General features: G+C 73.2%; 9 protein-coding genes. All 9 read left to right on the forward strand.

Annotated elements, in window-relative coordinates; translation table 11 throughout:
* Positions 1-3 precede the first annotated feature (3 nt).
* Positions 4-1,269, forward strand: coding sequence for a 6-phospho-beta-glucosidase (locus tag ACIRVK_RS15445; RefSeq protein ID WP_404247059.1), 1,266 nt, complete (start codon positions 4-6; stop codon positions 1,267-1,269).
* Positions 1,260-2,231, forward strand: coding sequence for an N-acetylglucosamine kinase (locus tag ACIRVK_RS15450; RefSeq protein ID WP_404247061.1), 972 nt, complete (start codon positions 1,260-1,262; stop codon positions 2,229-2,231). The genes ACIRVK_RS15445 and ACIRVK_RS15450 overlap by 10 nt, the downstream gene beginning before the upstream one ends.
* A gap of 197 nt (positions 2,232-2,428) precedes the next feature.
* Positions 2,429-3,883, forward strand: coding sequence for a hypothetical protein (locus ACIRVK_RS15455; protein ID WP_404247063.1), 1,455 nt, complete (start codon positions 2,429-2,431; stop codon positions 3,881-3,883).
* A gap of 14 nt (positions 3,884-3,897) precedes the next feature.
* A complete protein-coding gene (locus tag ACIRVK_RS15460; protein WP_404247065.1) occupies positions 3,898-4,935 on the forward strand; it encodes a glutamate ABC transporter substrate-binding protein in 1,038 nt (345 codons plus the stop codon).
* A gap of 57 nt (positions 4,936-4,992) precedes the next feature.
* Positions 4,993-6,333, forward strand: coding sequence for a hypothetical protein (locus tag ACIRVK_RS15465; protein WP_404247067.1), 1,341 nt, complete (start codon positions 4,993-4,995; stop codon positions 6,331-6,333).
* Between the two features lie 16 nt (positions 6,334-6,349).
* A complete protein-coding gene (locus tag ACIRVK_RS15470) occupies positions 6,350-8,842 on the forward strand; it encodes a tetratricopeptide repeat protein (RefSeq protein WP_404247068.1) in 2,493 nt (830 codons plus the stop codon).
* Between the two features lie 3 nt (positions 8,843-8,845).
* The gene (locus ACIRVK_RS15475) at positions 8,846-10,171 is read left to right on the forward strand and encodes a PP2C family serine/threonine-protein phosphatase (RefSeq protein WP_404247070.1); all 1,326 of its coding nucleotides are present in this window, start codon (positions 8,846-8,848) and stop codon (positions 10,169-10,171) included.
* Between the two features lie 97 nt (positions 10,172-10,268).
* Complete coding sequence (locus ACIRVK_RS15480; RefSeq protein WP_404247072.1) at positions 10,269-11,615, forward strand: VWA domain-containing protein; 1,347 nt, start codon at positions 10,269-10,271, stop codon at positions 11,613-11,615.
* Positions 11,616-11,682: 67 nt separating this feature from the next.
* The gene (locus ACIRVK_RS15485) at positions 11,683-13,053 is read left to right on the forward strand and encodes an FHA domain-containing protein (RefSeq protein WP_404247074.1); all 1,371 of its coding nucleotides are present in this window, start codon (positions 11,683-11,685) and stop codon (positions 13,051-13,053) included.
* Positions 13,054-13,057: the final 4 nt, after the last annotated feature.

Raw genomic sequence — 13,057 nt, forward strand, 5'->3', positions numbered from 1 at the left:
GATATGAAACTCACCGTGGTCGGCGGAGGGTCGACCTACACGCCCGAACTCATCGACGGGTTCGCCCGGTTGCGCGACACCCTGCCCATCGAGGAGCTGGTGCTGGTCGACCCGGCCTTCGAGCGCCTGGAGCTGGTCGGCGGGCTCGCCCGGCGCATCTTCGCCAAGCAGGGCCACAGCGGCCGTATCGTCACCACCTCCGACCTGGACGCCGGCGTCGAGGGCGCCGACGCGGTGCTGCTGCAGCTGCGCGTAGGCGGGCAGGCGGCGCGCGAGCAGGACGAGACCTGGCCACTGGAGTGCGGCTGCGTCGGCCAGGAGACCACCGGCGCGGGCGGCCTCGCCAAGGCGCTGCGCACGGTGCCGGTGGTGCTGGACATCGCGGAACGGGTGCGCCGGACGAACCCGGACGCCTGGATCATCGACTTCACCAACCCGGTCGGCATCGTCACGCGCGCGTTGCTGCAGGCCGGCCACAAGGCGGTCGGCCTGTGCAACGTGGCGATCGGCTTCCAGAGGAAGTTCGCGAACCTGCTCGACGTCTCCCCCACCGACATCCACCTCGACCACGTCGGCCTCAACCACCTCACCTGGGAGACCGGCGTCCGCCTCGGTGGCCCCGAGGGCGAGAACGCGCTGCCCAGGCTGCTGGCGGAGCACGGCGACGCCGTCGCCGCCGACCTGCGCCTGCCGCGCGAGATCCTGGACCGCCTCGGCGTGGTCCCCTCCTACTACCTGCGCTACTACTACGCGCACGACGAGGTCGTGCGGGAACTGCGCACCAAGCCGTCCCGGGCCGCCGAGGTCGCCGAGATGGAGCGGCAGTTGCTGAAGATGTACGGCGACCCGGCCCTCGACGAGAAGCCGGAGCTGCTGGCCAAGCGCGGCGGCGCCTACTACTCGGAGGCGGCCGTCGACCTCGCGGCCTCGCTGCTGGGCGCGGGCGGGTCGCCGTACCAGGTGGTGAACGCCTACAACCGGGGCACACTGCCGTTCCTGCCCGACGACGCGGTGATCGAGGTACAGGCGGCGGTGGGGCCGAAGGGGCCGACCCCGCTGCCGGTGCCCGCAGTGGACCCGCTGTACGCGGGCCTGATGGCGAACGTCACCGCGTATGAGGACCTGGCCCTGGAGGCGGCCCTGCGGGGCGGCCGGGACCGGGTGTTCAGGGCGCTGCTCGCCCACCCGCTCATCGGCCAGTACGCGTACGCGGAGACCCTCACCGACCGACTGATCGCACACAACCGGGAGCACCTCGCGTGGGCATGATCGCACGTGTCCTCGCCGTCGACGCGGGCAACAGCAAGACCGACGTGGCGGTCGTGGCGGCCGACGGGACGATCCTCGCCACGGCCCGCGGCGGCGGGTTCCGGCCGCCGGTGGTGGGCGTGGAGACCGCCGTGGACGCGCTGGCCGACGCGGTCGGCCGGGCCTTCGCCGCCGCCGGAGTGGCGTCGGTGGATCACGTCTCCGCCTGTCTCGCCAACGCCGACTTCCCCGTGGAGGAGGAGCAGTTGGCGGCCGCGCTGCACGCACGCGCGTGGGGGACTTCGGTGGAGGTCCGCAACGACACCTTCGCCATCCTGCGCGCGGGCATCACCGAACCGCGCGGGGTCGCCGTGGTGTGCGGCGCGGGCATCAACTGCGTCGGCATGCGCCCCGACGGCCGGACCGCCCGTTTTCCCGCGCTCGGCCGGATCTCCGGTGACTGGGGCGGCGGCTGGGGCCTGGCGGAGGAGGCCCTGTGGCACGCCGCGCGCGCGGAGGACGGCCGGGGCGAGGAGACCGCGCTGGCCCGCACGCTCCCGGCGCACTTCGGCTACGCCAGCATGCTCGCGCTGGTCGAAGCGCTGCACCTGGAGCAGGTCGAGCCCGTCCGCAGGCACGAGTTGACGCCGGTTTTGTTCGCGACGGCAGCGGACGGCGACCGGATCGCCCGCGCGCTGGTGGACCGGCTGGCGGACGAGGTGGTGACCATGGCGACGGTCGCGCTGACCCGCCTCGACCTGCTGGCGGAGGAGACCCCGGTGCTGCTCGGCGGTGGCGTCCTGGCCGCCCAGCACCCCCGACTGAACGACGGGATCAGGGACTTGCTGGCGGTCCGCGCGCCCAAGGCGGTGGCGCGGGTGGTGACGGCGAGCCCGGTGCTGGGCGCGGCGCTGCTGGGCCTCGACCGGGTGGGGGCTCAGCGGGAGGTGCACGAACGGGTGCGGGCCCACTTCGAGGGTTGACCTCAGGTGACCCCGGTGGGAACCGAACTGATTCCGGCGGCGTATTCATGGGCAGGGGGGTGGTACGGAGCGCCGTGTCGTGCGCCGGTGGGGCGGCGAAGCCACTGCGATCCGATCAAGATCCCGTGAAGGCCGGTGCGGATGTCGGTCGCGGCGGCGATACTTGCGGGGACGGATGACCATGGGGGAGGTCAACAGTGACACACCCGCCGAAGAGCAGCGCGGCGCCACCGGGCTCCGCGGTGCCCACGATCCCGGCCGTGCCGCCGCAGCCGGGCCCGCCCGAGCCCCCCATGCCGCCGGGCCCCGCCGCCGTAGCCGGGACCGGAGCCGCGCGCCGTACCGCCTTCGCCGAGGGCGTGGAGCGGCTGCGCACGGCCGCCACCACCGAGCCGGGGCGGCTGCGCATCATCGGCGCGCTGCTCGCCGTGGTCGTCGTGGCCTTCGGCGCGGTCACCGCCTGGCAGATGACGGAGCGTTCGAACGCCGCGAACGACGTCCTCACCAGCAGCCAGCCGCTCAGCTCTGACGCGGCCGACATCTACCGCTCGCTCGCCGACGCCAACACGGCCGCCGCCAGCGGCTATCTCGCGGGCCCCCAGGAGAAGCCCGAGGTGCGGCAGGGGTACGAGACCGACATCCGCACGGCCGCCGACAAGCTCGTCACGGCGGCCTCCAACTCCGATCCCGGCTCCGACTCGGCCACGGTCATCGCCCAGCTCAACGAACTGCTGCCGCGCTACAAGGGCCTGGTGGAGACGGCCCGCGCCAACAACCGGCAGGGCTACCCGGTGGGCAGCGCCTACCTGCGCGCGGCGAACGAGATGATGCAGCAGCAGATGCTGCCGCGGGCCGAGTCCCTGTACCAGCGCGAGAACCAGCGGCTGAACTCCGACTACGCGGACGCCAAGGCCTTCCCGTGGGCTGCGGTCGGCCTCGGCGTCGTGGTCCTGGCGGCGCTGGCCTGGGCGCAGCGGCGCACCTTCCTGCACACCAACCGCGTCCTCAACCACGGCCTGGTCACCGCGTCGGCGGCCTGTGTGGTGGTGGTGCTGTGGCTGGTCGTCGGCCACACCGTCGCCCGCATGGGCCTGAACGACTCCTACGACCACGGCGTGCGCTCCCTGAACGTCCTGCACGACGCCCGCATCGCGTCCCTGACCGCCCGCAGCGACGAGAACCTGAGCCTGATCCGCCGCGGCGCCGACACCAAGACGGTCGGCGGTACCACGCTGGACGCGTACTCCTGGGGCTACGACGACCAGATCGGCAAGCTCTCCCAGGCGCTCACCAAGGCGCACGCCCTCGCCGACGACTCCGCCGGCCGCACACCGGTGAAGAACGCCGACAGCTTCATGCAGGCGTGGAAGGACCGGCACGGCGTCGCCCAGAGCCTGAACGACAAGGGCGAGTACCAGCAGGCGCGCGACAAGGTCATCGGCGTCGGCAAGGACCCCACGAGCGTGTGCTTCGACAACGTCGACAAAGCCCTCGTGCAGGCCCTCGACCATGAGCAGACCGAGTTCAAGCAGGCCGCGAGCGGCGGCCGGGACGCGCTGACCGGGCTGCCGTACGGCGCCGCGGTCCTCGCGGTGCTCGGCGCGGCCGGCGCCGTCGTCGGCATCGGGCGCAGGCTGTCGGAGTACCGGTGAGAGGGGGCGCGAACATGAACGCACAGCGTCTCGTCAGGCGTCTGCGGTCGGGGCTGCGGGGCTGGGGCGGGGTCGGCGCGATGGCGGCCGTCTGCGCCCTCGCCGTCGCCTTCGCGCTGCTGCTGCCGCTGACCCAGTCCGACGGCGGTACTGACAGCGCCGGCCAGCGGCTGGCGCACGGCACCCAGGCCAGGGCCGCCGACGACTGCAAGGACCCGCAGGACCAGAGCCTGTCACCGTCCGGCGGTGACGGCAGCACGCCGACCATCGACCGGATCAAGGCCCGCAAGGACCGCCGGCTGATCGTCGGCGTCGACACCAACAGCTACCGCTGGGGCTACCTCAACCCCAACAACGTCAAGGGCGAGCTGGAGGGCTTCGACATCGACCTGGTCCACCGGATCGCCAAGGACCTCCTCGGCGACCCGGGCGCGGTCTCCTTCAAGGCCATACCGACGAACCAGCGCATCCCGGCGATCCAGCACGACGAGGTCGACATGGTGGTGCGCACCATGACGATCACCTGCAAGCGACTGGCCGACGTCGCCTTCTCCGCCCCGTACTTCAGCACCGGCCAGCAGGTCCTCGCCCCCAAGACCTCGACGATCACCGGGTACGACCAGTCCCTGGCGCACAAAAAGGTCTGCTCGGCGCAGGGGTCCACCGCCTACGACGCCCTCAAGGCGGACCGGGGCACCAAGATCCCCGCCTCCACCGACATCTCCACCCAGGTGCCCAACCAGCTCGACTGCCTGGTGAAGTTGCAGCTCGGCGAGGTCGACGCGGTGGTGACCGACGGCGCGCTCGCCGCGAGTCAGGCCGCGCAGGACCCCACGGTGGAACTCAAGGGCGGGCTGTTCACCCACGAGTACTACGGCGTGGCGATGAAGCTGCACTCCGACGATCTGGTACGCCAGGTCAACCGCACCCTGCAGAACTACGTCAAGGACGGCGGCTGGCAGGCCTCGTACGCGACCTGGCTGCACCCGACCCTGGACCAGCCCGGCACCAAGTCGGCCTCGGCGACCCCTCCCGAAGCGCACTACAGGTGACCGACCATCGAGACTGACAGGCAGCAGACGGAACTCGACAGCAGCGAGAGGTGATCGATGGGCGTCACGGACCCCGCCGGGCCGGTGATGGACCGGGACGAGGTGGACCGTGCGCTGGCGCGGCTCGGCGCGGAGCACGAGGCGATCGAGACCTCGCTCCTCGCCCTGCAGGACCACGCGGGCCGCAGGCTCCTCGAGGGCGCCGAACTCACCGGCGTCACCAAGGAGCGCTGGACGGCCGCGGAGGCGTCCATCACGCTGCTGTGGACGTACTTCGACGCGTACACGGACGCGTTGCGCTCCGCCCGGGAGATCCGCTCGCGGCGCCGCTGGTCCAGCCGTGAGGACCTGGTGGAGCTGACCGAGTTGCTGCGCGGCTCCTCCGTCACGGTCGCGGGCTCCGCGACGGCCCTGGCGAACGCGCAGACGCTGCACGGCGCTTCGGGCCGACTCAGCGAGCAGTTCTCGCTGACCGACCTGGTCGAGCGGATGAACGAGCTGTACGCGAAGAGCCTGGACATGGTCGTCGCCGCCGACGCGGTCTGGTCCGCGCTGCCCGCCCGGATAGATTTACTGGCCGCCGAGCTCCAGCGCACCCGCACGCTCGCCCACTCCGTCGGCGTGCGCCCCGGCGAGCATCCGGCGGGCGACGACCTCGAACGCATCACGCGCACCCTGACGTCCCTGCGCGAGCAGGTCATCTCCGACCCGCTCGCCCACTGGATCCCCGCGCAGGGCAGTTCCGCGCCGGGCGGCGGCCGCCCCGACACCACGGTGTACGACCGTGAGGCGCGCGCCCTGGAGGACGTGCGCCGGGAGATCGACGCCGTGCTGACCGTCCGCCAGGACGCCGAGCAGCGCCTGGTGCGGCTGCGGGACGTGCTCTCCCGCGCGGACCGCACCCTCGCCGAGGCGCGCACCGCGCGCGGTGAGGTCCTGGCGAAGATCGCCGCCACGGAGGTGCCCGTGGTCAGCGGCCCGCCGACCGCGCTGCAGGAGCAGTTGGCGACGGCCGCCGAGTACCGCAGACACGCCCAGTGGCACCGGCTGTCCCCGCTCCTGGAGTCACTGGAGCAGAAGGCGGAGGACGAACTGCTGCGCGCCCGCGAGTCGTTGACGGCCGTCACGGCGCCGCTCGCGGTCCGTGCGGAGCTGCGCGGCCGGCTGGACGCGTACAAGGCGAAGGTGGCCCGGCACGGGCTGGCCGAGGACCCGTTCCTGATCGAGCGGTACGACGCGGCCCGCCGCATGCTGTGGAGCGCGCCCTGCGACCTGCGGGTCGCCGAGCAGGCCGTGCTGCGCTACCAGCGGGCGGCCGCCGAGGCGCTCGGCTCCTCTCGGGTGCCGGAGCAGGGCGCACCGCGGGACAGCCACGACCACAGGGGTGAGTCGTCATGAGGCGTCGGGGGGAGTCATGAGCCAGGCACAGCAGACCTGCCAGCGGCCCGACTGCGAGGGCACGTACGAGGACGTGGGCGGCGGCGCGCTGTACTGCGACACGTGCGGCCACGCGCCGGTCGTCTCGTCGTCCGGCATGGTGTCCTCGCCGCCCACCGGCATCACCGCCGGCGGCAAGGGCTCGCAGGGCAGCGGCAGTTCCCGCACCGGCAGCCGGGGCAGCTCCCGTACGTCCTCGCAGTCCTCGAAGTCGCGGCGCTCGGTGTCGGGACGCCTCTCGCGCTCCCTGTCGGGCAAGGCCACGGGCCGCTCGGTGTCGGTGCGCAGCTCCGGCTCCGGCACCAACACCTCCTCCGGCCGGGGCCGGCTGGGCGCGGGCCTGGTGCAGGTGCCGGACGTGCCGCGGCCCGACCCGCGGGCGATGGTGCAGGACGACCCCGAGGTGCCCGAGCGCAAGCGGTTCTGCTCGCGCTCCGACTGCGGGGCGCCGGTGGGCCGTTCACGCGGCGACCGACCGGGCCGCACCGAAGGCTTCTGCACCAAGTGCGGGCACCCGTACTCCTTCGTGCCGAAGCTGAAGGCCGGCGACGTGGTACACGGCCAGTACGAGGTCGTGGGCTGTCTGGCGCACGGCGGGCTCGGCTGGGTCTACCTCGCCGTGGACAAGGCGGTCTCCGACCGCTGGGTCGTCCTCAAGGGCCTGCTGGACACCGGCGACCAGGACGCGATGGCGGCGGCGATCTCCGAGCGGCGCTTCCTCGCCGAGATCGAGCACGCCAACATCGTGCGGATCTACAACTTCGTCGAGCACCTGGACAAGCGCACCGGCTCCCTGGACGGCTACATCGTCATGGAGTACGTCGGCGGCAAGTCCCTGAAGGAGATCGCCAACGGCCGCCGCACACCGGACGGCAAGCGCGACCCGCTGCCGGTGGAGCAGGCCTGCGCGTACGGCATCGAGGCCCTGGAGGCGCTCGGCCACCTGCACAGCCGCAACCTGCTGTACTGCGACTTCAAGGTCGACAACGCCATCCAGACCGAGGACCAGCTCAAGCTGATCGACATGGGCGCGGTGCGCCGGATGGACGACGAGGAGTCGGCCATCTACGGCACGGTCGGCTACCAGGCGCCCGAGGTCGCCGAGGTCGGCCCGTCCGTGGCGTCCGACCTGTACACCGTCGCCCGCACGCTGGCCGTGCTGACCTTCGACTTCCAGGGCTACACCAACGTCTTCGTGGACTCCCTGCCCGACCCGGACAACATCGAGGTCTTCCGCCAGTACGAGTCCTTCTACCGCCTGCTGGTCCGCGCCACCGATCCCGACCCGGCCCGCCGGTTCGCCTCCGCGCAGGAGATGGGCGAGCAGCTGACCGGCGTGCTCAGAGAGGTCGTCTCACTGCAGACGGGCCGCGCCCGGCCCGCCCTGTCGACCCTCTTCGGGCCCGAACTGCGCGTCACGGACGCGGAGTTGTTCCCCCGCCTCGAAGGGGACGTCTCACGGCTCGGGGCGCGGGCGGTGCAGCCGAAGAAGCAGCGGGCCCGGCTCGCGGCCTCGCCCGACGGCACCCAGGCCATCGTCAAACCGGTCGACTCCCCCGCCGCCGCCCTCGCCCTCCCGGTGCCGCGCGTGGATGCCGCCGACCCCAACGCCGGTTTCCTCGCCGGGCTGATGGCGACCGCGCCGGCCGAACTGCTGGGCGCCCTGGCCGCCGCGCCCTCGGTCTCGGTGGAGACCCGGCTCCGGCAGATCCGGGCGTGGCTGGAGAACGGCGACTCGCAGGCGGCGCTGACCTCGCTGGCCGCGCTGGAAGACGAGCGGCCCGACGACTGGCGGGTGGTCTGGTACCGGGGCGTGGCCGCGCTGGTCACCCACGACCACGAGGGCGCCGCGCTCGCCTTCGACGCGATCTACGACGCTTTCCCCGGCGAGACGGCACCCAAGCTGGCCCTCGGCCTGTGCGCCGAGGTGCTGGGCCAGTTGGACAACGCGGCCGAGTACTACCGCCTGGTGTGGTCGACCGACCCGAGCTGTGTCAGCGCCGCCTTCGGGCTGGCCCGCGTCCAGCTGGCCGGCGGCGACCGGCGCGGCGCGGTACGGACGCTGGAGTCGGTGCCGGAGTCGTCCATCCACTACACGGCCGCGCGGGTGGCGGCCGTACGGGCGCGGCTGCGTCAACGCACCGCCGCCGCCTCCGACGCGCCGTTCCTGGAGGACCTGACGGCCGCCGCCGGGCAGGTCGAGGCGCTGGACGCGTACGGTCTGGACCCGGCCCGCAGGGAGCAGTTGTCGGCCGAGGTCCTCGGCTCGGCGCTGGACTGGATACTCTCCGGGGGCCAGGGTTCCGCGCCGGCCGGACGGCGCGTGCTCGGCAACGACCTGGACGAGCGGGGACTCCGCTTCGGCCTGGAGCGCTCGTACCGCACGCTGGCCCGGCTGGCGCGGGGCGGCGAGGAGAGGATCGACCTGGTGGAACGTGCCAACCGTTACCGCCCCCGGACGTGGGTGTAGTTGATGTCGCAGATGCCCCAGCAGGCAGCTCTGTCGAACTGTCCGAGCTGCGAGTGGCCGCTCGAGTCGGGTGACCGTTTCTGCGGTGCGTGCGGATACGACCTGTCCGCCGTGCCGCCCCGGCCGGACGACCACCCCACGATCACGCTGGGCGGCCCGGCGCCCGAGGGCGACGGCACCGGCTGGCCCAGCGCGTCCGAACCGGGCTCCGGTGTCGCGGCCGTCACGCATCTGCCGACCGACCTGCGCGGCACCGACTCAGGCGGCACCCCGCTGCCGCCGGAGCGGCCGCCGACCGGATCGCCGGTCTCCCCGGCCTCCGGGGTGCGCTTCGACCGGCCGCCGGAGCCCGACGAGTACCCGCTGCAGGCGCCCGACCCGCGCCTCGCCGAACTCGCGGCGCCCGCCGGGGAGGCCAAGCTGTGCGTGGCCTGCCGCGCCGGGCGGGTGGACAGCGACGGCTACTGCGAGAACTGCGGGCACGCCCAGCCACGGGAGCGCGACCACATGGAACAGGAGTGCGGCCCGACGGCCGCCGTCAGCGACCGCGGGCTGCGCCACCACCGCAACGAGGACGCCTTCGGCCTCGGCCACACCGCCCTGCCCGACGGCACCCCGGCGACCCTCGCGATCGTCTGCGACGGCGTCTCCTCGGCGACCCGCCCCGACGACGCCTCCCTCGCCGCCGCCCGCGCGGCGAGCGAGTCCCTGCTGGCCGCCCTGCCGCGCGGCACGCACCCGCAGCAGGCGATGCACGAGGCGATCGTCGCCGCCTCGCACGCGGTCAACGCCCTGGCCGCCGAGCCCGCCACCGCCCGCGAGCACTCCCCGCACCAGAACGCGCCCGCGTGCACCATCGTCGGCGCCGTCGTCACCTCCGGTCTGCTGATCGTCGGCTGGGTCGGCGACAGCCGCGCCTACTGGGTGCCGGTGGACCGCACCACACCGCCGGCCCGGCTCACCGAAGACGACTCCTGGGCCGCGCAGATGGTCGCCGCGGGCCTGATGAACGAGGCCGAGGCGTACGCCGACGAGCGCGCCCACGCGATCACCGGCTGGCTCGGCGCGGACGCCTACGAACTGGAGCCGCACACCGCCTCCTTCAAGCCGGACCGGCCCGGAGTGGTGGTGGTGTGCACGGACGGGCTGTGGAACTACGCGGAGGCGGCCGAGGACATGGCCGAGGTCGTGCCCCTCGACGCCGCCGCGCGGCCACTGCACGGCGCGCAGGTGCTGGTCGGTCACGCCCTGGACGGCGGGGGCCACGACAACGTAACAGTGGCCGTCGTCCCGTTCCCGGCCGTGTCCCAGGGGGCAGGATCGGCCTGAGGCCGAGCACGGGGAAGGTCTCGGCGGGCCGGAGGGGACCGGTCCGCTCACAGTCGTCGCCTCGCGAACGCGGGGTCTCGAGGGGGATTGAGTACGCATGGCCAATTTCTCGAAGTCGAACGTGCCGACGTTCTCGATGGACGTGTACCAGAACGAGTTCCTGCCGGAGGGCGGCCGGGAGGTCAACGCGATCGTCACGGTGACCGCGACCGGCGGCGGCACGATCGGCGGCGCGGTCGCCGCGCCGCAGCTCTACTCGCGGGGGCACGGCCCCTCGGCGGGGGTGGCGATCATGGTCGACTGCTCCGGCTCAATGGACTACCCGCCGACCAAGATGCGCAACGCCCGGGACGCGACCGCCGCGGCCGTCGACACCCTGCGCGACGGCGTGCACTTCGCGGTGATCGGCGGCACGCACGTGGCCAAGGAGGTGTATCCCGGCGGCGGCCGCCTCGCCGTCGCCGACGCGACCACCCGGGCGCAGGCCAAGGAGGCGCTGCGCAAGCTGAGCGCGGGCGGCGGCACGGCCATCGGCACCTGGCTGCGGCTGGCCGACCGGCTGCTGTCCTCCGCGGACGTCGCCATCCGGCACGGCATCCTGCTCACCGACGGCCGCAACGAGCACGAGTCGCCGGAGGACCTGAAGCGGGCGCTGGACGACTGCGCCGGACGGTTCACCTGTGACGCACGGGGCGTGGGCACCGACTGGGAAGTGAAAGAAGTCACAGGGATCGCCTCCGCCCTGCTCGGCACCGCCGACATCGTCGCCGACCCGGCGGCCCTCGCCGCCGACTTCACGCAGATGATGGAGACGGCGATGGGCAAGGAGGTCGCCGACGTCGCCCTCAGGGTGTGGACGCCGGTGGGCACGACCATCAGGTTCGTCAAGCAAGTGGCTCCCACCGTGGAGGAGTTGACCGACCGCCGCACCGAGGCCGGCCCGCGGGCCGGGGACTACCCCACCGGCTCCTGGGGAGACGAGTCCCGTGACTACCACGTCTGCGTCGAGGTCCCGGTCGCGAGCGTCGGTCAGGAGATGCTGGCCGCGCGGGTCTCCCTGGTCGTCCCGCGGCCGGACGGCACGACCGAGAACCTGGGCGCCCAGGGCCTGGTCAGGGCGGTGTGGACGGACGACATGGCGGCCTCGACGTCGATCAACCCGCAGGTCGCCCACTACACCGGCCAGGCCGAACTGGCCCAGGTCATCCAACAGGGTCTCGATCTCCGCAAAGCGGGCGATATGGATGGAGCAACGGCCAAACTGGGCCGGGCCGTTCAGCTCGCCAGCGCGTCCGGAAACGCGGATACTGCGAAACTGCTTGCGAAGGTGGTGGACGTGGTCGACGCCGCGACCGGTACTGTGCGACTGAAGGCGAAGGTCGAGGAGGCCGACGAGATGACTCTCGAGACTCGGTCCACAAAGACAGTTCGTGTAAAGAAGTGACGTATCACCCACCGAGTACGACCCTCCTACGACCGTAGGACCCTGAAGGAGAGGGGGAAGCGCCGACATGCCGACCTGCCCGAACGGACACCAGTCGGGTTCCGACGACTGGTGCGAGGTCTGCGGTCACCGCATGGCCGGTGCCGTGCCTCCGCCCCCGCCGCCCCCGCCCCCGCCCGGCGGTGGCTACGGCTTCCCGCCTCCGCAGGCCACCCAGCCCGGCGGCGGCCGCCCGCACCTGTCCGCGGTCCCCGACCCGGAACCGGAGCTGTGCCCGCAGTGCCGTACGCCCCGCGAGGGCGGCGCGCCCTTCTGCGAGGAGTGCCGGTGGAACTTCCTCACCAACACGGCCACCTCGTACACCCCGGCCGCCCCGCGCCCGCCGGCCCCCGGCCCGAACGCGCGCTACCAGCAGCAGCCCGGCCCGTCGTACGGCGGCGGTGACTCCTACGAGTACCAGGGCTCCCGTCCCTCCCAGGTCAACCGCCCCGCCGAGCCGATCCCGCCCTTCACCAGCGAACCCTCCGGCCCGACCCCCTTCGGCGACCCACGCCCCGGCGGTTACGGCAACGACCCGCGCCCGGGCGGTCCGGGTGGACCGGGCGCCTTCGGCAACGACCCGCGTCCCGGCGGCTTCGGCAACGACCCGCGTCCCGGCGGCTTCGGCAGCGACCCGCGTCCCGGCGGCCCGTCCAACTTCGGCCCCGATCCGTCCCGCCCGGTCCCGCCCCCGCCCGGCCCGACGCCGGCCAACGCCCCCGGCGGCCCCGGTGGCAGCCCGCAGGCGTTCCAGTCCGGTCCGCCCGCCCCGCCCGCGTTCCCCCAGGAGACGCAGCGCCCACCGCAGGGCGGTCCGTCCTTCGGCGGCGGTGACGACGACTGGGTGATCTCCCCGCCGTCCTCCGGCCCCGGTGGTCCGTCCGCCCCCGGCCGTCCCGGCGGCCCGGGCGGCGGCTACGGCTACCCGCAGCCCGGCGCCACCCAGGCCCCGCCCCAGCCCGGCCCCGGTTACGGGCAGCCGTCCGCCGGTCCGGCGACCTGGACGGCCACGATCGGCCCGGACCGCGAGTACTTCATGGCGATGATGCAGCGTTCCGGCCCCGAGGCGGCCGGCCTGAACCTGCCGGCGTACTCGCCCGAGCAGCAGCGCACGCTGTCCGGCAACCAGATCACCATCGGCCGCCGCCGGCACTCCACCGGCGACACCCCGGACATCGACCTGTCGGTGCCGCCGGAGGACCCGGGCGTCTCGCACCAGCACGCGGTCCTGGTCCAGCAGCCGGACGGCACCTGGGCCGTCGTCGACCAGAACTCGACGAACGGCACGACCGTCAACGGCTCCGAGGAGCCGATCCAGCCCTTCGTCCCGATACCGCTGCAGGACGGCGACCGCGTCCACGTGGGCGCCTGGACGACGATCACGATCCGCAGGGGCTGAGCGC

The organism is Streptomyces sp. NPDC101152, assembly GCF_044768275.1.
Taxonomy (GTDB): domain Bacteria; phylum Actinomycetota; class Actinomycetes; order Streptomycetales; family Streptomycetaceae; genus Streptomyces.

Excerpts from the sequence above, each read along its gene's own strand:
- ACIRVK_RS15445 (WP_404247059.1), top strand. The coding sequence starts at position 4 with ATGAAACTCACCGTGGTCGGCGGAGGGTCGACCTACACGCCCGAACTC.
- ACIRVK_RS15460 (WP_404247065.1), top strand. The coding sequence starts at position 3,898 with ATGAACGCACAGCGTCTCGTCAGGCGTCTGCGGTCGGGGCTGCGGGGC.
- ACIRVK_RS15465 (WP_404247067.1), top strand. The coding sequence starts at position 4,993 with ATGGGCGTCACGGACCCCGCCGGGCCGGTGATGGACCGGGACGAGGTG.
- ACIRVK_RS15470 (WP_404247068.1), top strand. The coding sequence starts at position 6,350 with ATGAGCCAGGCACAGCAGACCTGCCAGCGGCCCGACTGCGAGGGCACG.
- ACIRVK_RS15475 (WP_404247070.1), top strand. The coding sequence starts at position 8,846 with ATGTCGCAGATGCCCCAGCAGGCAGCTCTGTCGAACTGTCCGAGCTGC.
- ACIRVK_RS15480 (WP_404247072.1), top strand. The coding sequence starts at position 10,269 with ATGGCCAATTTCTCGAAGTCGAACGTGCCGACGTTCTCGATGGACGTG.
- ACIRVK_RS15485 (WP_404247074.1), top strand. The coding sequence starts at position 11,683 with ATGCCGACCTGCCCGAACGGACACCAGTCGGGTTCCGACGACTGGTGC.